The 26,339-nt window shown below is 33.2% G+C and carries 28 protein-coding genes; 7 read left to right on the plus strand and 21 right to left on the minus strand.

Annotated elements, in window-relative coordinates; genetic code table 11:
- Positions 1 to 23: 23 nt before the first annotated feature.
- From lipA to ACJJVP_RS10510, 7 genes are all read right to left on the minus strand, one after another.
- Positions 24 to 899, minus strand: a complete 876-nt coding sequence (gene lipA, locus ACJJVP_RS10480) for a lipoyl synthase (RefSeq protein ID WP_405413463.1) — start codon at positions 897 to 899, stop codon at positions 24 to 26.
- A 109-nt stretch (positions 900 to 1,008) separates the two neighbouring features.
- On the minus strand, positions 1,009 to 1,566 hold the full coding sequence (locus ACJJVP_RS10485) for an RNA polymerase sigma factor (protein ID WP_405413465.1): 558 nt from the start codon (positions 1,564 to 1,566) through the stop codon (positions 1,009 to 1,011).
- A gap of 43 nt (positions 1,567 to 1,609) precedes the next feature.
- On the minus strand, positions 1,610 to 1,813 hold the full coding sequence (locus ACJJVP_RS10490; protein ID WP_405413467.1) for a membrane or secreted protein: 204 nt from the start codon (positions 1,811 to 1,813) through the stop codon (positions 1,610 to 1,612).
- Between the two features lie 75 nt (positions 1,814 to 1,888).
- Positions 1,889 to 2,647 (minus strand): anti-sigma factor domain-containing protein, encoded by a 759-nt coding sequence (locus ACJJVP_RS10495; RefSeq protein ID WP_405413469.1) that lies wholly within the window; start codon positions 2,645 to 2,647, stop codon positions 1,889 to 1,891.
- A complete protein-coding gene (locus ACJJVP_RS10500; protein ID WP_405413470.1) occupies positions 2,644 to 3,207 on the minus strand; it encodes an RNA polymerase sigma factor in 564 nt (187 codons plus the stop codon). Before ACJJVP_RS10500 ends, ACJJVP_RS10495 begins: the two co-directional genes overlap by 4 nt.
- Before the next feature lie 204 nt (positions 3,208 to 3,411).
- On the minus strand, positions 3,412 to 4,428 hold the full coding sequence (gene murB / locus ACJJVP_RS10505) for a UDP-N-acetylmuramate dehydrogenase (RefSeq protein WP_405413472.1): 1,017 nt from the start codon (positions 4,426 to 4,428) through the stop codon (positions 3,412 to 3,414).
- Complete coding sequence (locus ACJJVP_RS10510; RefSeq protein ID WP_405413473.1) at positions 4,428 to 5,618, minus strand: pyridoxal phosphate-dependent aminotransferase; 1,191 nt, start codon at positions 5,616 to 5,618, stop codon at positions 4,428 to 4,430. The genes murB and ACJJVP_RS10510 overlap by 1 nt, the downstream gene beginning before the upstream one ends.
- Before the next feature lie 280 nt (positions 5,619 to 5,898).
- Between ACJJVP_RS10510 and ACJJVP_RS10515 the strand changes: the two genes are divergently transcribed.
- The gene (locus ACJJVP_RS10515; RefSeq protein WP_405413475.1) at positions 5,899 to 7,104 is read left to right on the plus strand and encodes a PDZ domain-containing protein; all 1,206 of its coding nucleotides are present in this window, start codon (positions 5,899 to 5,901) and stop codon (positions 7,102 to 7,104) included.
- Positions 7,105 to 7,158: 54 nt separating this feature from the next.
- On the opposite strand, the gene ACJJVP_RS10520 is transcribed toward ACJJVP_RS10515, so the two are convergent.
- The gene (locus tag ACJJVP_RS10520) at positions 7,159 to 7,551 is read right to left on the minus strand and encodes a DUF1573 domain-containing protein (protein ID WP_084135100.1); all 393 of its coding nucleotides are present in this window, start codon (positions 7,549 to 7,551) and stop codon (positions 7,159 to 7,161) included.
- A gap of 195 nt (positions 7,552 to 7,746) precedes the next feature.
- On the opposite strand from ACJJVP_RS10520, the gene ACJJVP_RS10525 reads away from it, so the two are divergent.
- The 4 genes from ACJJVP_RS10525 to ACJJVP_RS10540 all read left to right on the plus strand — a co-directional run bounded on the left by ACJJVP_RS10525 (position 7,747) and on the right by ACJJVP_RS10540 (position 12,557).
- On the plus strand, positions 7,747 to 10,377 hold the full coding sequence (locus tag ACJJVP_RS10525) for a valine--tRNA ligase (RefSeq protein WP_405413478.1): 2,631 nt from the start codon (positions 7,747 to 7,749) through the stop codon (positions 10,375 to 10,377).
- Between the two features lie 129 nt (positions 10,378 to 10,506).
- Positions 10,507 to 11,391, plus strand: a complete 885-nt coding sequence (locus tag ACJJVP_RS10530) for a dienelactone hydrolase family protein (RefSeq protein WP_405413480.1) — start codon at positions 10,507 to 10,509, stop codon at positions 11,389 to 11,391.
- Positions 11,392 to 11,532: 141 nt separating this feature from the next.
- On the plus strand, positions 11,533 to 11,700 hold the full coding sequence (locus tag ACJJVP_RS10535; protein WP_405413482.1) for a lmo0937 family membrane protein: 168 nt from the start codon (positions 11,533 to 11,535) through the stop codon (positions 11,698 to 11,700).
- A gap of 92 nt (positions 11,701 to 11,792) precedes the next feature.
- A complete protein-coding gene (locus ACJJVP_RS10540; RefSeq protein WP_405413484.1) occupies positions 11,793 to 12,557 on the plus strand; it encodes a creatininase family protein in 765 nt (254 codons plus the stop codon).
- Here the strand turns inward: ACJJVP_RS10540 and ACJJVP_RS10545 are convergent.
- From ACJJVP_RS10545 to rsfS, 7 genes are all read right to left on the minus strand, one after another.
- Positions 12,554 to 13,024, minus strand: coding sequence for a doxx family protein (locus tag ACJJVP_RS10545; protein ID WP_405413487.1), 471 nt, complete (start codon positions 13,022 to 13,024; stop codon positions 12,554 to 12,556). The genes ACJJVP_RS10540 and ACJJVP_RS10545 overlap by 4 nt on opposite strands.
- 80 nt (positions 13,025 to 13,104) lie before the next feature.
- Positions 13,105 to 13,362 carry an acyl-CoA-binding protein gene (locus ACJJVP_RS10550; RefSeq protein WP_405413489.1) on the minus strand — a complete coding sequence of 86 codons (258 nt, stop codon included), beginning with the start codon at positions 13,360 to 13,362 and terminating at the stop codon, positions 13,105 to 13,107.
- The gene (locus ACJJVP_RS10555) at positions 13,337 to 14,020 is read right to left on the minus strand and encodes a phosphatidylserine decarboxylase family protein (protein ID WP_405413491.1); all 684 of its coding nucleotides are present in this window, start codon (positions 14,018 to 14,020) and stop codon (positions 13,337 to 13,339) included. The genes ACJJVP_RS10550 and ACJJVP_RS10555 overlap by 26 nt, the downstream gene beginning before the upstream one ends.
- Positions 14,010 to 14,813, minus strand: coding sequence for a phosphatidate cytidylyltransferase (locus ACJJVP_RS10560; protein WP_405413493.1), 804 nt, complete (start codon positions 14,811 to 14,813; stop codon positions 14,010 to 14,012). The genes ACJJVP_RS10555 and ACJJVP_RS10560 overlap by 11 nt, the downstream gene beginning before the upstream one ends.
- A gap of 1 nt (position 14,814) precedes the next feature.
- Positions 14,815 to 15,426, minus strand: coding sequence for an LUD domain-containing protein (locus ACJJVP_RS10565; RefSeq protein WP_405413496.1), 612 nt, complete (start codon positions 15,424 to 15,426; stop codon positions 14,815 to 14,817).
- Positions 15,427 to 15,466: 40 nt separating this feature from the next.
- Complete coding sequence (gene ftsH, locus ACJJVP_RS10570; protein WP_405413497.1) at positions 15,467 to 17,470, minus strand: ATP-dependent zinc metalloprotease FtsH; 2,004 nt, start codon at positions 17,468 to 17,470, stop codon at positions 15,467 to 15,469.
- A gap of 12 nt (positions 17,471 to 17,482) precedes the next feature.
- Positions 17,483 to 17,857, minus strand: coding sequence for a ribosome silencing factor (gene rsfS / locus ACJJVP_RS10575; RefSeq protein ID WP_036156009.1), 375 nt, complete (start codon positions 17,855 to 17,857; stop codon positions 17,483 to 17,485).
- Positions 17,858 to 17,950: 93 nt separating this feature from the next.
- Between rsfS and ACJJVP_RS10580 the strand changes: the two genes are divergently transcribed.
- Entirely contained in the window at positions 17,951 to 18,682 is a 732-nt protein-coding gene (locus ACJJVP_RS10580; RefSeq protein ID WP_405413500.1) for a biotin--[acetyl-CoA-carboxylase] ligase, read from the plus strand.
- Here the strand turns inward: ACJJVP_RS10580 and ACJJVP_RS10585 are convergent.
- Both ACJJVP_RS10585 and pyrE read right to left on the minus strand, forming a co-directional pair.
- The gene (locus tag ACJJVP_RS10585; RefSeq protein ID WP_405413503.1) at positions 18,679 to 19,071 is read right to left on the minus strand and encodes an SRPBCC family protein; all 393 of its coding nucleotides are present in this window, start codon (positions 19,069 to 19,071) and stop codon (positions 18,679 to 18,681) included. The two genes, ACJJVP_RS10580 and ACJJVP_RS10585, sit on opposite strands and share 4 nt — an antisense overlap.
- Before the next feature lie 2 nt (positions 19,072 to 19,073).
- A complete protein-coding gene (gene pyrE, locus ACJJVP_RS10590) occupies positions 19,074 to 19,718 on the minus strand; it encodes an orotate phosphoribosyltransferase (protein ID WP_405413504.1) in 645 nt (214 codons plus the stop codon).
- Between the two features lie 7 nt (positions 19,719 to 19,725).
- Between pyrE and ACJJVP_RS10595 the strand changes: the two genes are divergently transcribed.
- Entirely contained in the window at positions 19,726 to 20,316 is a 591-nt protein-coding gene (locus tag ACJJVP_RS10595; protein ID WP_405413506.1) for an NUDIX hydrolase, read from the plus strand.
- A 3-nt stretch (positions 20,317 to 20,319) separates the two neighbouring features.
- Here ACJJVP_RS10595 and ACJJVP_RS10600 read toward each other — a convergent pair whose 3' ends face one another.
- The 4 genes from ACJJVP_RS10600 to ACJJVP_RS10615 all read right to left on the minus strand — a co-directional run bounded on the left by ACJJVP_RS10600 (position 20,320) and on the right by ACJJVP_RS10615 (position 26,330).
- On the minus strand, positions 20,320 to 22,062 hold the full coding sequence (locus ACJJVP_RS10600; RefSeq protein WP_405413508.1) for a M14 family metallopeptidase: 1,743 nt from the start codon (positions 22,060 to 22,062) through the stop codon (positions 20,320 to 20,322).
- A 67-nt stretch (positions 22,063 to 22,129) separates the two neighbouring features.
- Positions 22,130 to 22,534: a response regulator gene (locus tag ACJJVP_RS10605; RefSeq protein ID WP_405413510.1), complete on the minus strand. Its 405-nt coding sequence runs from the start codon at positions 22,532 to 22,534 to the stop codon at positions 22,130 to 22,132.
- Complete coding sequence (locus ACJJVP_RS10610; RefSeq protein ID WP_405413512.1) at positions 22,521 to 24,374, minus strand: PAS domain-containing protein; 1,854 nt, start codon at positions 24,372 to 24,374, stop codon at positions 22,521 to 22,523. Before ACJJVP_RS10610 ends, ACJJVP_RS10605 begins: the two co-directional genes overlap by 14 nt.
- A 114-nt stretch (positions 24,375 to 24,488) precedes the next feature.
- On the minus strand, positions 24,489 to 26,330 hold the full coding sequence (locus ACJJVP_RS10615; RefSeq protein ID WP_405413515.1) for a PAS domain S-box protein: 1,842 nt from the start codon (positions 26,328 to 26,330) through the stop codon (positions 24,489 to 24,491).
- Positions 26,331 to 26,339 lie beyond the last annotated feature (9 nt).

Consider the following 26,339-nt stretch of genomic DNA (forward strand, 5'->3'; position numbering starts at 1 on the left):
ATGAAAAGTACGTTCTTTATGATTTAAAGAATATGTTTGTGTGCTTTGTAAGAAGATCGAACTAAAGCACCACTTTCAACATGTCTAAAGCCCATTTCAAGACCTATATCTTCATATTTCTTAAACTGCTCAGGAGTAATAAATTCCTTAACTGGAAGATGTTTTTTAGATGGTTGTAAGTATTGACCGATAGTTACAACATCGACATCTGCATTACGCAAATCTGCCAATGTGGTAATAACTTCATCTTCGTGCTCGCCAAGACCTAGCATAATGCCAGATTTTGTTCTATTGATACCTTGCTTTTTTAAGTAGTTCAGCGCTTCAAGGCTACGTTCGTATTTTGCTTGAATACGTACTTCTCTAGTAAGTCTTTTAACTGTTTCCATATTGTGCGAAACAACTTCTGGAGAAACGGCTACAATTCTATCTAGATGTTTTTCTATACCTTGAAAGTCAGGTATTAAAGTTTCTAAGGTAGTGTTAGGGTTCATTCTACGAATAGCCTTTACCGTTTCCGCCCATATAATAGAACCCATGTCTTTAAGGTCATCTCTATCGACAGATGTAATTACAGCATGTTGAATGCCCATAATTTTTATAGACCTAGCTACTTTTTCGGGTTCTGCCCAGTCAACATTCTCTGGTCTGCCAGTTTTTACACCGCAAAAACCGCATGATCTGGTACAAACGTTACCTAATATCATAAAGGTTGCAGTGCCTTCTCCCCAACATTCGCCCATATTAGGGCAACTGCCACTGGTGCATATTGTATGTAAATCATACTTATCGACCAAACCTCTTAGCTGAGTATATTTCTTACCTGTAGGTAATTTTACCCTAAGCCATTTCGGCTTTCCTTTTGGTGGAGCAACATTTTCTTTTAAAACTGTAGACATGCTTTAAATTTTAATACAAATATACGAACTAATAAAGTGTGGATAAAGTAGAATTACGTGCTACACAAATGAGTTCTAAATTATGAGAAATTTATAATTGAATTATGCCTTACTTTCGATCTTTAATAATTTCTGAAAGTAATTTTTTAGCCCTTAAAATTTTTACTTTGACACTGTTGATTGGTTCGTTTAACTGAGTGGCAATATCAGCATAACTTAACTCATTAAAATATCTAAGATTGATAACGGATTGATAATGAGGTTTTAATTTTTTAATATCTCTAAGTAGATTGGCTAAATTCTGTTCTTGAATCAATAGGTCTTCCATAGAAGGTGAAGCATCTAATGCACTAATTATTGCCTCAGAATTACTACGTGAATCTAGTAAATTTTTTTTTCGCTTTCTAACTAAATCGATATGTATGTTTTTAGAAATGGCAATAAGCCAAGTCTTAAAAACATAAGAATCGTTATAAGTATTTATCTTATCGAAAGCTTTGGAAAAAGTTTGAATGGTAATGTCTTCAGAATCATTTTCATTTTCGGTGCGCTTTAATTGAAATCCGTAAACATCGTTCCAAAACATATCTAACAAACGACTAAAGGCAATTTGGTTGCCTTGTTTCGCTTTAAGGATAGTTTCTTCTAAAGTGTCTATGTTGTTCAATTATAGATTTTGGTAAACGCAGGCCCATTGAAATGAACTTTGCTTATTCTGATATGATATCTTTTTTGCAATCCTGTTCGCTAGGTAGTTTTCCGCACATACCACAAGCTTGTCCGTCTTGATTTAAAAATGGACTTTGGCTTGCACAGGTTCCTGCAAACTCACCATCTTTTTTAGACCAAATTTTTATGGCAATACCTGCAAATGCCAATGCTAACAACCCAATGGTTAATAATACTAGTTTCATATGCTGAATTTTAAACAAAGATAAAAAAATAAAGCCCCAAAATAGGGGCTTTAAGAATACTTTATGGGAGAAAGCTTAGTATGCTATATTCGCAACTATATTTTCAACGCTAGGTGCGTGATTTCCACCTTTTTGCTCTATAGTAATGTACCCAACGGCATTTTCCGCATATGGTAAAGCCATAAGTTTTTGCTGATCACCGGCCTCTTCAATAATGCCTAAATTAATCATTTTACCATTAACTTCTGCCCACATTTGAAAACATTGACTTTCTGGAATATGAGGCAGTTTGCTCACATTTATATAAGATAATTTTTTAACAGGGTTTATATAAGCAACAGCTTTAAGGTCTTTTGCTTTTTGGTTTCCCTTTACGTTATATTTCTTGGTTTGTGGATTATTAAGAACAATGAATTGATTACGAACATCTTCTAATTGTTCTTTCATGTTTTCTTCAAGTAATTTTATCTTATTACTTACAACGCTATTTTCTTCTTGTAAATTTTGATTTTGATTCCAGAAGAAAGTTGATATACCAATAAATAATATAGCCGTTATACTAGCGGCTATAGCGTAACTAAAGAATCTTTTTCTACCACTACGTTCTGCTTTAATTCTTAAGTTAATTTTATCTTTTAAACCTTGTGGTGCTTCGATTGCATGTAATTTTGCATAAATTTCAAGATTATCTTGTAATTCTGAATAGGTTTCTCTCACTTCAGGGTACATAGCAATATAACGCTCTACCTGCAGACTTTCTAATTCAGAGGTGGTTCCTAAAAGATACTGTTCCAATAAATCGGAATCAAGGAAAATTTTTATTTTGTCTTTCATAATACAATATTTAATAACATCGCAATTAAGGCTGGGCCATAGATTTTGCCTAATTCACGTAATCCAATTTTTAGTCTAGACTTAATAGTTCCTAAAGGAATATCCAACTCATCACTAGCTTCTTGTTGGGTCATACCTTGAAAGAATAGAGCTTCTAAAACAATTTGATATTTGTCTTCAATTTTGTCTAGATGTTCTCTAACGTCCATTAACTCTGGTCTCGTACTTTCTACGCCTAAAGTATATACGTCAGAAACATCTATTTGGATTTCTTTGTCAGATTTTGTGTTGACGCTTCTTAGTTTGTCAATCGCCGTATTTCTTGTGATTCTAAAAAGCCAAGTAAAAAGTTTTGCTTTTTTAGGATCGTAAGAGTCAGCTTTTTTCCAAATTTTAACGAATGATTCTTGAACAACATCTTGGGCAAGGTCTGGGTCACGTACAACTTTATTGGCAACACCCAACAGGGTATCGGCATAATTATCGTACAAAAGTGAAATCGCCTTTTCGTTTCTTTCCTGCAGTAATTCAACAATATGATTTTCTAATAAAGTGCTCATAATTTAAAAAATGATGTACAATTTTTTTTAATGGACATCCAAACGATAGGATTCAACCGTATATGCTTAAACGCTAAATTATAAAATTGATTGTTAACGATGCGTTTTCTAAAAATATATATTGAATAAGTGGTCGGCTGGTAACTGCCCACTTTGTTTTTGGTTGGTTTGGTTTGGTAATAACCCCTGTAGTTTTTACAGGGGTTATTTTATTAAATTAACTTCGGGACTTATCTTAATATTGAATTTTGTTTTCACGGCATCAATAATTATTTCAGCTAAGTCCAGAATATCTTTTCCTGTTGCTTTGTCATAATTAACAAGCACCAAAGCTTGATTCTTATGAACCCCTGCATCACCAAAACGTTTTCCCTTAAATCCGCATTGTTCTATGAGCCAGCCTGCAGGAATTTTATAATATTCACCTGAAACTTTATAAAAAGGAGCATCAGGATTTTTTAAAGCAAAATCTTCGAATATTTCTTTTTCAACTACCGGGTTTTTGAAAAAGCTACCACTATTACCCAATACTTTTGGGTCTGGTAATTTGCTTTGTCGTATTGCAATTACCGCATTAGAGATATCTTTAATAGTTGGGTTAACAATCGATTCTTTTTCTAATTGTTGTTCGATTGCACCGTAACCAGAATTTATTTTATGATCTGTTTTGGTAAATGAAAAAGTGACCGATGTTATAACGAATTGATCTTTACCTTCATTCTTGAAAAACGAATCTCGATAACCGAAGTTACATTCTTTTTTATTCAACGTTACCGATTGCTGGTCTTCAATTCTTATAGCTTCACAGCTAATGAAGCAATCTTTTAATTCAACGCCATATGCACCAATGTTTTGTATAGGTGCAGTACCTGTGTTGCCAGGTATTAAAGACATGTTCTCTAATCCGCCAAAATTATTGTCAAGAGTCCACATGACCATCTCATGCCAATTCTCGCCTGCCATTATCTTCACTTGTACGCTATCGGTAGATTCTGATAAAATTTTCTTTCCTTTTAACGCCACATGAATAAACAATGCCTCAATACGATCAGAAAGTAACATATTGCTGCCACCACCAATTATTATTTTCCTGTCATAATCTTGGTTGCCTAATACATCTTGTAATTCTTCAACAGAGTCTACTTCAACAAAGAACCTTGCTGTAGCATCAATACCAAAAGTATTGTAGTTTTTTAAAGAAAAGTGTTCATGTACAATCATTAGCCCTTGTAGCTTTTAAGCGCTTCGTTTAATATTTGAACAGCCCTTTTTAAACTTTCTTGATCAAGAACATAGGCAATTCTTATTTGATTTTTACCCAAGCCTTCAGTGGCATAAAATCCTGCTGCAGGCGCAACCATTACAGTTTCATTATCTATATTAAAATCTTCTAATAGCCATTGTGCAAAATGATCTGCATCTTTAATAGGTAATTCGGCTATACAATAGAATGCACCTTGAGGTCTTGCTATTTTAATATCTTTAATTTTCTCTAACTCAGCTATAAGAATATTTCTTCTGGCAACATATTCTGTTTTTACTTCGGAAAAATAGCTGTCTGGAGTATCTAATGCTGCCTCACTTGCAATTTGTGCATATGTAGGTGGCGATAATCTTGCTTGCGCGAACTTCATAGCTGTAGCGATAAATTCTTTATTTTTAGATACCAAGTAACCAATTCGGGCACCACACATGCTATATCTTTTGGATACTGAGTCGATTACGATAGCGTACTCATCTAAACCTTCTTCTTTTAATATCGAAGCGTGGGTTTTATTATCATATGTAAATTCTCTATAAACTTCGTCGGCAACTAAATATATATTGTGTTTTTTAACTAGTGTTGCTAATTTTTGAATTTCTTCTTTACTATATAAATACCCAGTAGGGTTGCCAGGGTTACAAATTAAAATAGCTTTGGTTCTAGATGTAATTAATTTTTCAAAATCCTCTATAGGGGGTAGAGCAAAATTCTCTTCAAGCTTAGAAACAACTGGCACAACAGTAACACCACAAGCTGTAGCAAATCCATTATAATTCGCATAAAAAGGTTCTGGAATAATAATTTCATCATCGGTATCTGCAATAGTGTTCATTGCAAAAGACAAAGCTTCAGATCCACCGGTAGTTACTATAATATCTTTAGCATTTACATGTATATCGTTTTTTACGTAATACTTTGCGATCTTTGACCTAAATCCCTCTGAACCCTCGGTACGGCTGTATTCCAATACATTAATGTTATTGTTTTTTACAGCGTCTAAAGCTTGTTGGGGAGTTTTGATATCTGGTTGCCCAATGTTTAAATGTATTACTTTAATCCCTCGTTTTTTTGCATTTTCAGCGAACGGAACTAACTTTCTTATAGGTGATTGAGGCATGATAAGCCCCTTATTTGAAACAGATGGCATATAAATTGAATTTTACACAAAAGTGATAAATGATTATGGTTCTTACAAAGTAATTTGGCTTTTATTTGGTTTTGCCGTCCGTGTTAAAATTGGGGTTTATGTTATATTAATGTGTATATTAAAAAGGGTTAACTAATTCATAAAGATTATGTTACGAAAATATACCGTTCTTCTATTTCTTTTTTTGAGTTCTTTTTCACTTTCGCTTATAGCTCAAAATTATCAATTACCTACCGGAAAGAAATTTCATAAAGTCAAGTTTGAGTTAATTAACAATTTAATGATAATAGCTATTAATGTTAATGGAACAAAGTTGTCTTTCGTTTTGGATTCTGGTGTTGGTGTACCCATATTGTTCAATTTGGCTGATCAAGATTCTATTCAGTTAAATAACGTTACTGAAATTATAATTAATGGACTTGGGGATGGCGACCCTATCAATGCATTAAAATCAACTGGAAATTTTGTTCAACTTGGTAGCGTTAAAAACACTTCTCAAAACATTTATGTCGTCATGGATGCCGGTATAAATTTCTCACCTAGTTTAGGTGTGCCTGTTCATGGTATAATAGGTTATGACTTGTTTAGAGATTTTGTTGTTGATGTGAACTATATAAAACAAACCATAAAACTTTACGATCCTGAGCTTTATAAGTATAAAAAATCTAAAAACACCAGAGTGGTAGATATGTCGGTCATAAGAAAGAAGGCTTATTTAGATGCTTTTGTAATGATTGGCAAAAATGAAGAAATACCTGTAAAAATGTTATTGGATACTGGTAGTAGCGATGCAGTTTGGCTATTTGAGGATGAAAAAATTCAATTACCGGAAAAGCATTATCAAGATTTTTTAGGAAAAGGTCTTGCTGGTAATATTTTTGGCAAGCGAACAAAAATCAGTCATTTAAAGATAGCAGATTTTGTATTGAGTGATGCCAAAGCGGCTTTTCCAGATATGGAGACTTTTACAACTATTTCAGATTTTGGAGGTAGAAACGGAAGTTTGGGCGGCGAAGTAATAAAACGTTTTAATCTAGTTTTCGATTATAAGAACGAAAAATTAATTATGACCAAAAATGCTAATTTCGGTAAGCTGTTTCAGTATAATATTAGCGGAATTGATTTGCAGCACGCAGGTATGCGTTATGTGTCAGAACGAATTACCGATTCAAACGGTGTGCTAAATAGCAGTGCCAAAACCTATGGAAATGTACAAATTATACTTCAGGGTGCTACAAGGTTAAGTTTGGTGCCAGAGATTATAGTTTCGGGCATACGTCAAGGAAGTCCGGCACATTCGGCGGGCTTACGAGAAGGCGATGTCATTCTGGCAGTGAACGGTAAGCGAATCCACCGATATAAATTACAAGAGATTATGCATATGCTTAATTTTAAAAAGGACAAAAAAATTAAGGTTTTGGTAGAAAGGTATGACAGCGATTTACTTTTTAGTTTTGTTCTAAAACCTTTATTTGACGAACAGTAAAGCATAAAAAAAGCCCAACTTTTCAGTTGGGCTTTTAATTTTTAAAAAGTTCTTTTATTTGGTGCCAGTAGTAGCTTGAACTTCTCCTTTGATTTTTAAAACCTTAGTAGGAGTGTCCGCGTTAGAAATAACCGTAATTGCTTTACGGATAGGACCAACTCTATTGGTATCATATTTCACTTGAATTTCACCTGTTTTACCTGGTAAAATTGGATCTTCTGGTTTTTTTGGAATGGTACAACCACAACTAGAACTAACTTTACTCACTATAAGTGGTGCAGTTCCTGTGTTTGTAAATTCAAAAACTCTTACTCCGTCAGATCCTTTAGCGATTTCGCCGTAATCCACTGTTTCAGATTTAAACTCTATTTTGGCAGCTGCGTCCTGTGCAGTTAAACTAAAACCTAGTAAGCCAACAAATAATACAAGTACTATTTTTTTCATCATTTATAATTTTGGGTGGATGTCAAAATTAAATCTTTTCAGATCAACCTCAAAATCCTTTTGTTATACTCTAACGTTACTTATTTTTGTTTCGTATTTATCTTTGGGTGAAATTTAGCTGAAATGACCGTTAGAATGTCAGTTCGGCTTTAATTTTTAATAACCCAGTTTATTATTATTCAAAAACTGTTCCAAAAAATGGAAATTCCTTCAAAATATAATCCGCAAGCCACAGAATCACAATGGTATGATTACTGGATGAAAAACGGCTACTTTCACTCAGAACCAGATGAAAGAGAACCATATAGTATCGTTATACCACCACCAAACGTAACTGGTATTTTGCATATGGGGCATATGTTGAACAATACAATACAAGATGTACTCATAAGAAGAGCCCGTCTTTTAGGAAAAAATGCATGTTGGGTACCGGGTACGGATCATGCCTCTATTGCAACCGAGGCAAAGGTAGTTGCGAAATTAAAAGAGCAAGGCATCAATAAAAACGATCTTACAAGAGATGAGTTTTTAAAACATGCGTGGGATTGGACAAATGAATATGGTGGAATCATTTTAGAGCAGTTGAAAAAACTGGGTTGTTCTTGTGATTGGGACCGTACTGCGTTCACCATGGATCAAGAGCGTTATGATAGTGTTATTAAGGTGTTTATTGATCTCTATAACAAAGGGTTGATATACCGTGGTTATAGAATGGTGAATTGGGACCCTGAAGCACAAACAACCTTGTCTGATGAAGAAGTTATCTATGAAGAAAAACAAGGATTGTTGTATTATCTCTCTTATGTTATTGAGGGTTCTGACGAAAAAGTAACGATTGCGACCACAAGACCAGAAACAATATTAGGTGATACTGCTATTTGTATTAACCCGAATGATGAAAGATTCACACATCTAAAAGGCAAAAAAGTAATTGTTCCTATTTGTAATAGGGTAATACCAATAATTGAAGATGAGTATGTTGATATTGAATTTGGTACAGGGTGTTTAAAAGTAACGCCTGCACATGATATCAACGATAAAGCATTAGGAGAAAAACATAACCTAGAAACTATCGATATTTTCAATGACAACGCGACCTTAAATAGTTTTGGTTTGCATTATGAGGGTAAAGATCGTTTTGTTGCAAGAAAAGAGATTTCTAAAGAATTAGATGATTTAGGTATTTTGGTTAAGACCGAGACTCACATTAATAAAGTAGGTACTTCAGAAAGAACTAAGGCTGTTATTGAACCTAAATTGTCGGATCAGTGGTTCCTGAAAATGGAAGATTTGGCAAAACCGGCTTTAGAAGCGGTTACGGGTAGTGGAGATGTAAAACTGCATCCGAAGAAATTTGAAAACACATACCGTCATTGGATGGAGAATGTTCGCGATTGGAATATTTCTCGACAATTATGGTGGGGTCAGCAAATACCAGCTTTCTACTTTGGTGATGGTCAAGAAGATTTCGTTGTGGCTGCAAACGTTGCAGATGCATTGAAACTTGCAAAAGAAAAATCTGGTAAGTCAGATTTACAAGAAAGTGACTTGCGACAAGATGCCGATGTTTTAGATACTTGGTTTTCATCGTGGTTGTGGCCAATGAGTGTATTCGGCGGTATTTTAGAACCAGATAATGAAGAGATAAACTATTACTACCCAACTAATGATTTAGTAACTGGTCCAGACATTTTATTTTTTTGGGTAGCAAGAATGATTGTTGCCGGATATGAATTTAGAGGCGAGAAACCTTTTGAAAATGTTTACTTCACCGGATTGGTGAGAGACAAGCAACGTAGAAAAATGTCAAAGTCGTTAGGCAATTCGCCTGATGCTTTAAAGTTAATCGAAGATTACGGTGCAGACGGAGTTCGTGTAGGAATGTTGATGTCTGCAGCTGCAGGTAACGATTTAATGTTCGATGAAGATCTCTGTCAGCAGGGAAAAAACTTTGCCAATAAGATCTGGAACGGATTTAGGCTAGTACAAGGTTGGGAAATTGCAGATATTCCACAACCAGAAGCTTCAAAGCTTGGTTTAGAGTGGTATGAGTCTAAATTGAATAAGACGCTATTAGAGATAGAAGATCATTTTAGTAAGTTTCGTATTTCAGATGCTTTAATGTCTATCTACAAATTAGTTTGGGACGATTATAGTTCATCTTTACTAGAGATTATTAAACCTGCCTACCAACAGCCAATAGATAAAACAACATTTGATAAAGTAATTCAGTTGTTTGAACAAAACTTGAAATTGTTGCATCCGTTCATGCCATTTTTGACGGAAGAAGTTTGGCAACATATTTCTGAGAGAAGTGAGAGTGAAGCGTTGGTGATAGCCAAATGGCCAAAAATTGGTAAAATTGACGAAGAATTAATTACGCAGTTTGATTTTGCTACAGAGGTGATTGCAGGTGTGAGAACCATTCGTAAGAACAAAAACATTCCAATGAAGGAAGCATTGGAGTTGTCAGTTCTGAATTCTGAAGAAGCAAGTAAACGTTGGGATGTTGTGATTTCTAAACTGACCAATGTTTCAGAAATTAGTTATATAAACGACCAATTAGAAAGCGCATTGACTTTTCGTGTAAAGAGTAACGAATACTTTGTGCCAATGGAAGGTGCTATTGATATCGAGGCTGAAATCGTTAAAATCAATGAAGAGCTGAAATATACCAAAGGATTCCTCGTATCGGTTCAGAAAAAACTTTCTAATGAGCGCTTCGTAAACAATGCACCCGAAAAAGTAATTGCTATAGAGCGTCAAAAATTGGCAGATGCAGAAGCTAAAATAGAAACTTTAGAAAAAAGTTTAGCGAGTTTAGGGTAATACTTTAATAGCTTAGATAAAAAAAGCCTCATTCCTATTTATTTGGGAATGAGGCTTTTTCAATTGTTAAAAGTGTTTAGGTAATCATGATGTTTTCGTACTTTTAAATAGAACAAAAAAGCTAAGAAAATGAAACCACTGAAAAAAGAAGATATCAAGCAAGAGGTATTTGATCTCTATGATGCCTATGCCCATAATAAATTAGAACGCCGAGACTTTGTACAGAAATTGTCAATGTACGCTGTAGGCGGTCTCACAGTGCCTTCGTTAATGAGTTTTTTGATGCCCGATTATAAGAATACCTTCTTGGTAGATAAAAATAATCCAGATTTAGATTCCGGTTTTATTACTTATGATTCTTCTAAAGGCGGCGGTGAAATCAATGCATTACTATCCAAGCCAAAATCGCCAGACGGCAAATTGCCAGGTATCGTAGTGGTTCATGAAAATAGAGGATTGAATCCGTATGTAGAAGATACGGCAAGAAGAGCAGCTTTGGCTGGTTTTATAACTATTGCACCAGATGCTTTGAGTCCGCTAGGTGGTTACCCAGGTAATGATGATGAAGGTCGTGCAATGCAGAAAACCCGAGATAGAGATGAAATGTTAGAAGATTTCATAGCGGCATTTGATTATTTGAAAAATCATGAAGATTGTAATGGTAAGATAGGAGTTGTAGGTTTTTGTTTCGGTGGATGGATTTCTAATATGATGGCAGTAAAAGTACCAGATTTGGCAGCTGCAGTACCGTTTTATGGCGGTCAGCCAACAGAGGGCATAGAAAATATTAGTGCACCTTTAATGTTGCAGTATGCGGGTTTAGACGAACGTGTAAACGCCGGATGGCCAGCTTATGAAAAGGCGCTGAATGAACTTGGTAAAGAGAATGTTGCCTATTTCTACCCAGAGGTAAACCATGGTTTTCATAATACATCTACACCAAGATATGATGAGCCTGCGGCAGAACTGGCTTGGTCACGTACCATTGATTTTTTTAAAGAAAAGCTGGTGTAAATTATAGATTATAAGTGTTTTTGATTGTGTATATGTTGATTATTGTTCTGATTTTGAGCTAGTAATCAATTTATTTGAGTTAAGTATAAAGAGGTGATCCTTTTATTTTTGTCATATAAACAATCTAAAAAAAAACACATTATGAGAAGTCTATTATGGTTAGTAGCAGTTATTTGTATAATTATATGGTTATTGGGAATGTTAGGAGTTGTTCCTGGACTTGCAACTGGTAGTTTAGTGCATATTCTATTGGTAATTGCAGTTATTGTTATTCTTTACAATATCATATCTGGTAAGAAAGTCTTGTAAATCAGATTTAATAAACCATATTTATCAAAAAATATTTGAGCCCTTGATTAATTTCAAGGGTTTTTTTATGCTTTAATAGTATCTTTAATACTATGATTAGACCTTATGTACTTGCCGAAACGAACTGGGAACATTTAAAAGATGAACAAATAGAATTGGCAGTTTTGCCTTGGGGTGCTACAGAGGCACATAATTATCATTTACCATATGGTACAGATAACTATCAAGCGCAAAGTATGGTTGAATCAGCTGCTAAAATCGCTTGGGACAAAGGTAAGAAGCTGATAGTATTGCCAACGATTCCTTATGGTGTAAATACAGGTCAAAGTGACATTTATTTAGATATGAATCTAAATCCGTCAACGCAATTGGCTATTCTAAAAGATTTGGTGACGGTGTTAAATAGACAAGGCATTAAAAAATTGCTGCTTTTTAATGGTCATGGTGGTAATAATTTCAAGCCTCTTGTAAGAGAGTTGGGCTTGATGTTTCCAGACATGTTTATAAGCTTTTGCTTTTTTCCGCCAATGTTAGATAAATCTAAATATTTTCAAGAAGCGGGTGATCATGCCGATGAAATGGAAACGAGCTTGATGCTTTATTTGAGACCTGATTTAGTTCAACCAAAAGAGAAATGGGGTAGTGGTAGTGCTAAGTCATTCAAAATAGAAGCATTTAATGAAGGTTGGGCTTGGGCAGAAAGACAGTGGTCTAAGGTAAGTAGCGATACAGGTATTGGTAATCCGGAGTTTGCTACTACAGAAAAAGGAGAACGTTTTTTTAATGACGTTTGCCAAAAATTAAATGATTTGTTTTGTTCCCTTTGCGACGCCGACTTAAAAGATTTATATCATTAATTTTTAATAGCAACTAATTTATTTGAAGATGATGCTAGAGTGGCTTTTCTTCTTAGATTAATATCTAAATCAATTTTTAATGATATCAAAGCACTTAAAATAATGATGTTTTTAAAAATGTACTGCCCAGCTAGGGTGAATACTAATTCGCCTTTGCCAAAAATTTCTTCAGGTAATAAGAATAGTGGGCTAAATGTAAATAGTATATGAATTATAGCGATACCAATAAATAATCTAGGTTTCCAATTTGCTATAAGAAAGATACCAATTAAAGTTTCTCCTATTGCTAACGTAATCAAGCCTATCTGTGAGGGTAAAATCCCTAAGGTTAAAATACTAATTGTATCAGTGGCTAAATCTTCTGCCGGACTCAGGTGTGGTATAAATTTTATAAACCCAAAAATTAGATACACAGCACCGATAGAAATACGAAGAATATTGGTCTTTATCTTTTCTAATTTTTTCATCGAATGTTGGTCAATTGCTTGCTAATTATTTTAAACCATATAGACACGACGTCAACTAATGTTTAGATAATCGATAATTATCATTTTAATTCTTTTATGGCTAATTCAATATATGATTTCATGGCTTGCTTTTTGCTCATGTTCTTGGCTTGAAATAAGGCATTTGCTTTAAAGGCATTAATTAAAGGTGTCTTACTACCAGGATTATCAAAATTGGAGTTTGCTATTTTATAATAAGCATATAATTTTAAGAGTACATCCGCAGGTATTGGTTCTGTAAAATTATTTACCAAAGCAACGGTTTCCTCAAATTCAATATGTAGGTTCTTCTTTTTCATTTGGGTCAACGAAAGTAGCTATGCATGTATTTGCACCTTTAACTTTTTGGTTCAGTTTTACATTTATTTGACAATCTAAAGGTAAGAACAGGTCTACTCTTGAGCCAAATTTAATAAAACCTGCATCATCACCTTGCTGAACACTTTCTCCTTTTTCAGCATAATTTACAATACGTCTTGCCAAAGCACCGGCAATTTGCCTGTAAAGAATTTCACCAAATTTCGGTGTTTTTATCACAACTGTGGTTCTTTCGTTTTCTTCACTTGATTTTGGGTGCCAGGCAACTAAAAATTTACCTGGATGGTATTTCGAAAAAGTAATACTTCCACTTGCAGGGTATCTAGTAACATGTACATTCACAGGTGACATAAATATAGATACTTGTTTTCTTTTTTCTTTAAAGAATTCTTTCTCGAAAACTTCTTCAATTACAACTACCTTACCATCGACAGGAGACAAAATTTCATTAAAATCTTTTCTAGCAATTCTCTTTGGGTTTCTAAAAAATTGTAGAATAATGATCAAAATTACTAAGCCTATTATTTGTACTACTAATTTAAGCCAAGCAATGTCAATGAAAAAGTGGGCCAAAAGAATACTGGCACCAATAATTAAAAAAGAAAACAATATTATTTTTTGTCCCTCTCTATGAAACATAGCTGAATATATTTAAAGTTAAATAAGCAAATGGTGCTGCAAATACCAAACTATCTAATCGGTCTAACATACCTCCATGTCCAGGTAAAATTGCACCGCTATCTTTTACACCGGCAGTTCGTTTTAATTTAGACTCTATTAAATCTCCTAAACTGCCAGCTACAACAATTACAGTTGCAAGAATCATCCATTGAATTGGACTAATAAGCGCTTCAAAAGTAGCCATTAAATAAGCTGCTGCCAAAGCAAAGATAAAACCTCCTAAAGTACCTTCAATAGTTTTCTTGGGAGAAACTGAAGAAAAAAGTTTAGTTCTTCCTATACTTTTACCTACTAGATAGGCAAATGAATCATTAACCCAAATTAGTATGAATATTCCCATAATCAATAATTTGGCAAAAGCATCATTTTTATACGGGATCATTGTTAGAAAAATACAGCCACCACCAATATAAAATAGGCCTACGATAAATTTTTGTGCTGTATTAAATTTGATAGGTTTTTTTGTAAATAGATTTATTAAAAGGTAGATATCTACAACTATAGTGATAAGCATTAAGATATTAATTACTTGCTGGTCTTTTACAAGATAAATGAATGCCCACCAAATAGACAAATAAGCGGCAAAAATGTGGTATCCTTTAAGTCGTACAAGTTTTTTATACTCATATAGACAAGCGAGACCAAATGTCATGAATAGAAAGTCAAAAGCATCTGAGCTTAAAAATACCGCGCCTAATAATAGGATAATATATACAGCCCCTGTTAATGACCTTCGTAAAATTTCTTTCATACTATAAATCTTCCAGTAGTAAAAGATAAAGATTTTTAGTACTACTACCATAGGTTAGAAAATCATCTGAGTTTTCTTCGGTAGCTTTAAAGTGTTTTAGGGTTGTTATATTGGCCGGAATTTTTTGACCGTATTTTTTCTTAATAGTTTTTAAACCTTCTCCAATCGACTCTACTAGTTGACTGGTTGTAGCAAAAACAACTACATTACTTGGTAGTTCATTCACTTTTTTCTCTAATAATTGATTGGAACATACTAGAATACTACCGTTTTGGGCAATCAAGTGCTCGCAAGTTGTAAAAAATACTTCACTCTGTCTTGCGTTATTTGTAAAAGTAATAGACTCTTTCGAAAATTTTTGGGCTAGCCTTTCATCTAAAACGAAGAAAGGCTCATTTTGCCAATTATTTTCTATTATGATATTCTGTACTGCACTTGAAATCTCTACATCAGAATCACAATAAATGAATTTACCACCATTTTGCTTAAAGTGAATGGTGAATTTTTCATCAACGGGTATATTTAAATCTGGCATATGATCGCCTCGAGTTTCCGCTGTTTCTTTCGAAACTTTCTTCTTGCCACCACCAAATAAAATATCTAAAAACCCCATTTATGTTGTTGAAATAGTTGCTAATCTAAGGTACGCAATTTTACTTATCCTCTATAGTTTCTTGCTCTTCCGTTGATTTTTTTTCATTCTCTTCTTTCAGCTTTTTTTCATTTTCCAAGGCTAAAATGTCCTTTTCAAAATTTCGCTTCCCGAATATTTTCTCTAAATCTTCTTTAAAGATAACCTCTTTCTCCAATAATCTTTCAGCTAAGGTTGTAAGTTTATCCTTATTATCAGTTAATACTTTGATTGCACGTTGATATTGCTCTTCAATTATCTTAGAAATTTCAGCATCAATTTTGCGAGCAGTGTCTTCACTGTAAGGTTTAGAGAAACCATATGAGTCTTGACCAGATGAATCGTAATAGGTGATATTTCCTATTTCATCATTAAGTCCATAAATTGTAACCATAGCTCTAGCTTGTTTCGTTACCTTCTCTAAATCACTTAATGCACCGGTAGAAATTTTATTGAAAATAACTTTCTCTGCAGCTCTACCGCCCATTGTTGCACACATTTCGTCCAACATTTGTTCTGGTCTAACGATTAAACGTTCTTCAGGTAAATACCATGCAGCACCTAAAGATTGTCCTCTTGGTACAATAGTAACTTTAACTAAAGGAGCCGCGTGTTCTAACATCCAACTAGTGGTTGCGTGACCAGCTTCGTGATAGGCGATAGTTTCTTTCTCACCCGGAGTAATAATTTTATTTTTCTTTTCAAGACCACCTACGATTCTATCTACAGCATCTAAGAAATCTTGCTTGGTTACCGCTTTTTTCTCGTTTCTTGCTGCAATTAATGCCGCTTCGTTACAAACATTTGCAATATCTGCACCAGAGAAACCAGGAGTTTGTCTAGCCAAGAAATCAAGATCAAGAGTTTCTGCCGTTTTAATAGGTCTTAAGTGAACTTCAAAAATTTCTTTACGCTCGCGAATATCCGGTAGGTCCACATAAATTTGTCTATCAAATCTACCTGCACGCATTAATGCTTTGTCCAATACATCTGCACGGTTGGTTGCTGCAAGTACAATAACATTTGTATTTGTGCCAAAACCGTCCATTTCAGTTAATAATTGGTTCAATGTATTTTCACGTTCGTCATTAGAACCTGTAAAGTTATTTTTACCTCTAGCTCTACCAATGGCATCAATTTCATCAATAAAAATAATGGCTGGAGATTTGTCTTTTGCTTGCTTGAACAAGTCACGTACTCTAGATGCACCAACACCTACGAACATTTCTACGAAATCTGAACCGGATAATGAGAAGAAAGGCACTTTAGCTTCACCGGCAACGGCTTTAGCTAAAAGAGTCTTACCCGTTCCTGGAGGTCCTACTAGCAATGCTCCTTTAGGTATTTTACCACCTAATGAAGTATACTTATCAGGGTTTCTTAAAAACTCAACAATTTCTTCAACCTCTTCTTTAGCACCTTCTAGACCGGCAACATCTTTAAAGGAAGTTCTGGTATCTGTCTTTTCGTCAAATAATTTTGCTTTAGACTTACCAATATTGAAAATTTGACCACCTGCGCCACCGCCGCCACCGCCGGACATTCTACGCATTAAGTAAATCCAAATACCAATAATCAATACAAAAGGTAATAGAGATAACAAGAAATCTAAAATGGCTGTAGACTCTTTGCCAAATTCAATAATAGTATCTAAATTATTTTCTTTTTTGATTTCAGTTATTTCATTCTGAAATATTTGAAGATCACCGTAGTCTAAGGTATACTGAGGAACATTACCAGAAGATGGTAGAAATGATTTCTCGTTCACATCTTTATGTACCTCTTTAGCAATAGCCTCATCGGTTAAAAATACTTTAGCCTGATTGGTGTTCGTTATAATTAAAATCTTCTTAACATCACCATTTCGCAAATACTGCTGTAATTCTGAAGTAGTCGTTTTTTGGGTACTAGCTAAATCATCACTATTGAATAATTGAAATCCAATTAGTAATACTGCTACTAATCCATAAATCCACCAAGAACTAAATTTTGGTTTTTTCGGATTTGTTTTGTTTTCTTTTGCCATTTTAATTTTTTATTAGTTTACGCTACTTTCTATGGTTGTGAATTTTGCATCTCCCCATAAACCTTCTATGTCATAAAACTCTCGAACTTGCTTCTGGAATATATGAACAACTACATTTACGTAGTCCATTAGTACCCATTCTGCATTGTCCTCGCCTTCTACGTGCCAAGGTTTATCTTGAATCGCTTTACTTACTGTTTTTTGGATAGAACCTACTATAGCATTTACGTGCGTATTTGAAGTACCGTTACAAACTATGAAGTAATCACAAACGGTATTCTCAATTTCTCTTAAATCTAATAGGTTGATATTGTGACCTTTTACTTCGTCAATTCCCTGAATTATTAATGCAATTAACTCATCTTTGCTAGTTTTACTTTCCTGCATTCAAAAATTTTAGTTTTTACAAAGTTATTATTTTTTTGTTCTTTTAGGACTAGTTTTTAACAATACATTAAAGATTCACAATAAGAACAGTAAATGCAAATAATCAAACTTGATGCCACGCAATCTACAAACACCTATTTAAAAGACTTGTCATTTAAAAAAGAACTTGATGATTTTACTGTGATTACTACAAGGAATCAGACTTTAGGTAGGGGGCAAATGAGTGCTAAATGGGAGTCTGAACCAGGTAAAAACTTAGCATTCAGTATGTTGAAAAATTATATTAACATACCTATACAGCGTGTTTTTTTGATAAGTGTTTGTGTATCTCTAGCCATTGTAGATGCTTTAAACCGTTTGGGAATACCTGATTTAAGCATTAAATGGCCTAACGACATTCTGTCAGGTAATTCTAAAATAGGGGGCATATTGATAGAAAATATTTTGTCTGGATCTAAAATTAAACGAACTATTATAGGATTTGGCTTAAATGTGAATCAAGAAGTGTTCAAAAACGCACCAAATGCATCTTCATTGAAAAATATTATGGATGTAGATTTTGATCTTGATTCGGTTTTTTATTCCTTAATAGAACAGTTGCGTTTGTATTTAAACAAACCAATAGATTCTTTAGAGCAAGAATTGTACGCACAATATCATTCTTACTTATTTAAACTAGGAGATAGGAGTAGTTTTAAAAATCAAGACGGTTCACTATTTACCGGCACAATAGAAAAAGTTACTATTGGCGGTAAACTTATTGTGAGACATGAAGATGGTGATTTTCAAGAATATGGGTTAAAAGAAATACAGCTAATGTATTAGACTTTTGCCAAATTCGTTGATAATGTATTGATGAAATTTGTAATAGGTTTTTTGATCATCATTGCCATCATAGCATTGAATTCACCTTTAAAACTTAAAACAACTTCACTTTTATTAGTATCTATTTCTATAATATCTGCTGTTAAAGTAAAAGGTAATTTTTCACTAGCGGCACCCAAAACAATTTGACTGAAAGGTGTTTGTTCTTTTTTCTCCAAAACAATTTCTGGCATTCCTTTTAAAGCAAAAAGAAATCTATTCTCATTTAAAACTTCAAATTTGTCAATATTTTCGGGCATTAACAATCTAAAATTAGGCAGGTCATTTAAGAAGTTAAAAGTATCTTCTGTATTTTTAGATATTTCTGCCTTAGGTGTTTCTATAAACATAATTATTTATTTGTCCATTTAGAAGGGTCTTTCCTCCATTCCATTAATGTAATCAACTGCTCTTCTTTTACGTATCCCGTTTCAGATGCTTGTTCAATTAAATATTCGTAGCTACTTAAAGTGTGTAGCTCTGTATTTTTTTCTTCAAAATTTTTGGTAGCAGTTTCAAATCCGTAAGTAAAGATTGCCAACATTCCCTTTACGTTCGCTTCAATAGCTCTTAGGGCGTCTACAGCATTTAAGCTACTCTTTCCTGTGCTAATTAAATCTTCTATAACAACAACCGTTTGGTGCGCTTCTAAATGACCTTCTATCTGATTTTGGCGTCCGTGAGATTTAGGCTCAGGCCTTACATATACGAAAGGTAAATTTAGTTTGTCAGCAACTAAAGCCCCAATTCCTATTGCTCCTGTAGCTACACCTACGATACAATCCGGCTTGCCATAAAGTTGTTCTACTTGCTTTGCCATTTCATCGCGAATATAGTTTCTGATGATAGGATAGGATAGTAAAATTCTATTATCGCAGTATATTGGAGATTTCCAACCTGAAGCCCATGTAAAAGGATTTTCCGGTGTCAATTTTATTGCATTAATTTGCAAGAGAAGCTCTGCTGTTTTTTTTGCAGTGTTTTTGTCTAAAACCATGACGCAAATGTATAAAGTTTTTGTTAATGAATTGCCTTTGATTTTGACAAATAAACTCTCTGATACAACAAATGGGGAGTATTTTTCATTAAATCAAGAATCAATAGAAGAGGCAATAAGTTCATTGAGGAAGGGGAAGTTGAGGGAAGCGTTTATTTATCATCCTAATTACGATGAAATTTTAAAAAAGTTTACTCAAGTTATTCCCTTAGTAATTGCCGGTGGCGGTGTAGTAAGAAATAAAGAGGGAAAAGTACTTTTTATCTACAGAAACGATAAATGGGATTTACCTAAAGGTAAATTGGACAAGGGTGAGTCCATAGAGGAATGTGCCATTCGTGAGGTAGAAGAAGAAACTGGTGTTAGAGGTCTTGTTATAGATAATTATATTAGAACAACGTATCATATCTTTAAGCGTAACGGAATCAATAAACTTAAACAGGTTTATTGGTATGATATGAGTACCGATTTTGATGGCAAATTAAAGCCAGAGAAAAAAGAAGGCATTTTTAAAGTACGCTGGAAAGGACCAGAGAAAATTAAAAAGGCCTTAGAAAATTCATACGTAAACATCAAAATACTATTCGGAGAAGATTAAAAGCTATTTTTTTATCTTATACACCGGGTATTGTAAATGTGCTTTTTCGTAAAGATCACTTTGCTTAAAAAGCCAATCTAATTGCTTGTGCCAGTTTTCGTTGAAATCTGAATCAAGCATTTTTTTATCCTCAAATTTTGCTTTAAGAATAGTGTCGTTTTCTAACATATTAAGGGCGGTATCTTCAAACACATAAGGGGAGAAGCCCTCTTTTTGTTGAAGAATGGTATCAAAGAAATTCCAATTGAAAAATGAATCTACTGCAGATGGCTCCAATGTTTCTAAAATATATCTAAAACCTGGCTGATTTGTAGGTATTATGATGTCGCCTGCATGAAATTCTTTTGTTTCATATGATGTAGTCACAGTAGTATTATAGTGTGGGTAATGGCCTTCATAAGGTGATGAATATGTTTGGTATTCATTTATTTTATAAGATTCTACAGATATGGTTGAATCTTTTTGAAGAGTGGTATATGTTATCTTATTTAAATGTAATTTTTCAATGATATTATCCCACTGTCTTTCTATCACGTATGCTTTAGGAATTTTAATAGAATCTGAGGCAATGAAATAATCTTGATAGGCTACTTCGGTTTCTATTGGTACTTCTCGGTTGTATTTTAATCTTTTTAAACCTGTAACTTCACTAATTATGGTATCTGCCTTATAGCCCTTAAATATATACTTGCTAACATTAGTAGTGTCAACTTCCCAGGCAATGGGGTAATATTCTTTTGTGTTGTTTTTTAAGAATGCGGCATCTCTTAAAGATTTTATTTTACTTCCGTCTTTTTCGGCAATGGCAATCATTTTTCGCATAAGTTCGTAAGTGCCTTCTACACGCATGTTGTATGGCTTTAGCATATGAGTTTCTACCATCATGCCAACAGTATTAAATAATGTAGTGTAGCCGGTAGAATATCTAGGGTAATCCATGAACTGTTTAAAGCCTTTTTCTGGCGGACTATTGAAGACATTTACATAAGGTGTAATATCCCAATTAGATTTGGATAAAGAATCATGTAATTGGGGCATTAATGAACCATGAATATATTCACCTAATTCACCGCCCAATTTATTGTGTTGTGTAAATAAATGTGTAAGGGTATATTGGTAATCTGCACCATTACTTACATGATTATCAATAAAAACATCAGGATTTATTAGGTGAAAAATTTCTGCAAAAGTCTCAGCATTTTTGGTATCTGATTTAATGAAATCTCTATTTAAATCGTAGTTTTTGGCATTACCTCTAAAACCATATTCTAGAGGTCCGTTCTGGTTCGCTCTAGAGGTACTATTTCTGTTTAAAGCTCCACCGATATTATAAATTGGGATAGTGGATATAATCGTTTCTTTTGGAGAGTTTATCTCTTTACTTGCCAAGTCTCGAAATAGTATCATCGTAGCGTCAATGCCATCACTTTCTCCAGGATGTATACCATTGTTAATTAACATCATGGTGTTACTTTTGTTCAGTTTTTTAAAATCAAAATCGCCTTTTTCACTATAGGTAACTATGTGTAGTGGTTTACCACTATCAGTATCACCAATAGTTTGAATATTAATAGTTGAAAATTCTTTAGAAAGTTTTATGTAGAAATCAATTACCTGTTCATAGGTAGCGGTTTCCGTCTTATATGAAGTTTCATAAGGGGTTGGGAAATCTATTTTAGTATTTTCAACCTTATTCTCGCACGAGAACATTAAGGTTATCAATAAAAAAAGAAATATCGTTTTCATGTACAAGCAATTGTAGTGTTTATAAAAAAACATAATTGATTGTAAAAATAGCAATTAGTTCATTGGCTTACGCTAATTGTGTAATTTCTGTAACTTTATTCCTATCTAAAGGTTTTTGATTAAAAGTTATTAAATGATGGCTTTTATTTTTAAAATATTCCCATTGTTTATAGTCTATAGGGTCAATAGAGGAAGTAACAATGTTAATTCTAATCTTTTTTGTTATTTGAAGTTGCAGAAATGCTTCGAGAAATTCCCATCCATCCATAATAGGCATATTAATATCTAAAAATATGATTTGAGGTATTTTATGGTCGTTATTAAATAAATCGCTGATTGTGTCAATAGCTATTTTTCCATTTGGGTAAGATAGAATTGAAGTACATTCAACACTTGACGATATTAATTTACGTAAACCGAAAACCGTAATGGCATCGTCATCAATTATAGTGATATCACTAATTTTTCTCATTAAAGAAAATTTTAAATTCAGTTCCTTTTCCTACTTTACTCTTAACCTCAACCTTACCGTTCATTGCGTCAATTTGATTTTTGGTAAGGTATAGACCAATACCTCTAGCATCTTTATGGTCATGAAAAGTTTTGTACATGCCAAACAATTTTTTTCCATATTTTTTTAAATCGATACCTAGACCATTGTCTGCAATAGTTAAAATTGAATAGTCACCTTTTTTTTCAGCACTCAAAATAACATGTGAATCTTTTTTCGAATCTCTATATTTTACGGCATTGGTTATAAAATTCGTTAAAATATTTTCTAAATATGTAGGTACGGATTTTACATTGAAATTTTTCGGAATATTATTTTCTAAAATAGTATTATGGTTAGAAAGAAACGCAGATAGATTGTTATTCGCTATCGTTGCTTTCTCGTTTAAATTAATCTCTTTAATTTCTATGTTTGTATTCGTATTTATAGAAACAACTTCATTTAAATTATCTAAAGTTTCCAATAAACTATTTGATGCAGTAGTTAGCATTTCCATAATTTTTGATTTTTCATCTTCGTCTTTCTCACTTTCAAGAAAGTTTAAAAGCATTGAAAAGTTGGCTGAGTGAGAGCGTAAATTATGGGAAACTATATGGGCGAAATTTAGTAATTTTTTGTTTTGAACAGATGCAATGTTAATAATATTTCTAAGCTCTTTTTCTTTTTCTTTTAATGCGGTAATATCTAAACTTATACCAACTATGCCATAAGCAACACCTTTGTTGTTTAGTAATGGTATTTTAGAGCTCAAAAAAGAAGTTTCTTTGCCATTAAAATTGGTTTTAATGGTTTCCTTTCCAATTACAGGTCTTAACGTCTTCATTACCCTTAAGTCTTCCTCTCTAGATTTAAGGGCGTCATCAAATGAGTAAAGGTCAAAATCATTTTTACCAATAATTTCATTGGGGTCATTAGCTCCTATATATTCACATTCTGCTTTATTAATTAAAACTTTTCTTGATTCCGTATCTTTTATATAGACATTTACAGGTAGGTTGTCAATTAATGTTCTCAGAAGTTTTTCGTTGTTAATTGTTTTGTTATTAGCCTCTACTTGATCGTCAATATCTTGAAATGTTCCAATTAAACCTGCTATTTTACCTTTATTGTAAATAGGTTTTCCACTTGTCATTACCCATTTTTCTTGATTATTAGCAGTGGTAATTTGTAATTTTAGATTACTCCAAGATTTACCTTTGTTTTGTGCTTCAAAAAGAGCCATCGATATGGTATTTCTACTATGACCTTCTTTATAATATAAAAGTGCATTTTCAACACTAGGGGTGAAATCTGAGGGTACGCCATGTATATCTTTTGTTGTAGAACACCATAAAAGTTGATTATCAAATATATTATACTCCCACCTCCCAATTTTGGTGATCTCTGCCTGTTGTTGTAATAATAAATCTTTTTTATTAAGTTCTATTTCATTGTTTACAGCATCGGTAATATTACTTAATTGTATAATAATTCCAATTATATTTTCATGAGTATCGTACCAAGGTGCGTTGGTCCATTCAAAACAAAGTTCTTTACCCTTGGAATCTGTAATTTGGTGAATGCCCATTGGCTGAGGATTACCGTTTAGACAATTATCTAAGACTAGTTTCCATTTGTGGTTTAGATTAGGAAATACATTAAACAAGTTTTTTGAACTTACATAGTCGTCGTTTTCGTCAAAAATACTTGACCAAGTATCAGAAGTTTGAACAATATCATAATTAGAATCTACAAAAGCCGTGGGTGTGGGCAATTGTCTAATAATGTAAGAGGTATCTGATTTTAGGGGAACTTTTATCATACCGGTGTAATTTCTTACGAATGTAATAGGAATGCTGTATTCTGCTACATATTTGTTGTGAATATTATCATTATCGTTGTAAATGGTTTAATTTACTATATTATCAATGACTTTTTACTTTTTATTGAAATAAAAATTAAAAGTAGTGCCATGCCCAGGAGAACTGTCAACGGTAATTTTTCCATTCATTGCATCCATTTGATTTTTGGTTATGTACAGGCCAATTCCACGAGATTCTTTGTTTCTGTGAAAAGTTTTATAAAGACCGAATAATTGATCTCCATATTTTTCCAAATCAATACCTAGACCATTATCTTCAATACTTAAAATTGTATAATTTTTATCCTCTTCTGCGCTCAATATTATAATGGGCTTCTTGTCTGTACTGCTGTATTTAATTGAATTGGTTATACAATTGGTAAGAATACTATTTAAATATGCAGGTAAGGCCTTAACCTTTATTTCATCTGATATTTCATTAATAATTTTCCCGCTACTTTGTTTTAAGTGACCTGCAACATTTTGTTCAACAACAAATACACTTTCATTTAATATAAGTTCTTTCTTTTCATTGTTTATATTAGATTTTACTGCCACAATTTCTCTTAAACCCTTTATAGTTTCAGATAAATTATCAGAGGCACTAAATAACATGTTCATATATTTATTACGTTGAACTTTGCCAGTTTCATCGTTTAAAAAATTAAGTAATAACGAAAAGTTGGTCGCATGAGTTTTTAAATTATGAGAAACCATATGGGCAAAATTCAATAATTGCTCATTTTTTTCTTTAGATGATAAGATTGTCTTTTTTAGATTTTTTTCTATTTTAGTTTGAGTTGTTATGTTTTCAATGGTACATAATAATCTATTAGGTCCCACTTCGCGTTCAACTAAATTGCCAGTTATCTTTAGGTTTAAATTAAGTTTTTGTTTGGTTGCGAATGTAAATTTAACAGGGTCAAAAGATCCTTTTTCGCTTAGTTGCTTTTTTAAAATTTTACTTTTGGCAGTGAAACTCGAATTTACAATCTCTTTAAAATTTTTACTTAAAAAATACTCTTTTTCAAAACCAGATAGATTTAGCATTTGTTGATTTACGTCGATAAAATCACCTGTTTTCACGTCTATGATTGCTAAACCCAATGGAATTTTTTCAAATAAAGGGTATTCTCTTTGTATGTTCTTAGGTGTTTGTAGATTTTGGTTAGTTATATCTTCAATATGTTGAATTGTACCAATGATTCTTGTGCACTTACCTTCTTTAAATTTAGGTCTTCCAATTGTGTTAACGCAAATAACTTTGCCATCTTCTCTACGTAATTTAGCTTTTTCGTTCCAAGGTTTACCAGAATTTATAGCATCGTAAATTGCTTTTTTGATTACTCCTCTCGAATCTTCAGTGTAATAGCTAATTGTAGATTGTAAATTGGGTTCAAACTCGGCTGGTAAGCCATAAATTTTATTTACCACAGGGGTCCAGTGTAATTCTTTGTTTAGAACATCATATTCCCAACTACCAATTTTCGCAACATCGCTTTTTTGGTTTAGAATCAGTTTGGTCTTATTCAGTTCAATTTCGAGTTCTTGGGTTTTAGAAATAGGTTCTACCTTAATTACAACACCGATAATATTACCGTAACCGTCTTTCCAAGGGTTTAGATGCCATATAGCATTTTTAAGAGAGCTGCTGTTGTCTTTGGCTTGATACTTAAATTTTATGTCTCTTAATCCATCTAAACTATATCTAAATCTCGTTTTTAGGTCAGAGGATAATTCAGGAAATATATCCATAATGTTCTTACCCTTTATGTCATCTAGTTCCAATTTAAAATTAACCTGCCATCTGGGCGAGGCGCTAATAATCTTAAAATTAGTATCTATAATGGCGATAGATGATTGAATTTGATTGACCCAATCTATAGAAAATGATGAATTACTTTGTGATTTAAACATAAGTAGAAA

It is taken from the genome of Maribacter sp. Asnod1-A12, assembly GCF_045063735.1.
GTDB lineage: Bacteria > Bacteroidota > Bacteroidia > Flavobacteriales > Flavobacteriaceae > Maribacter.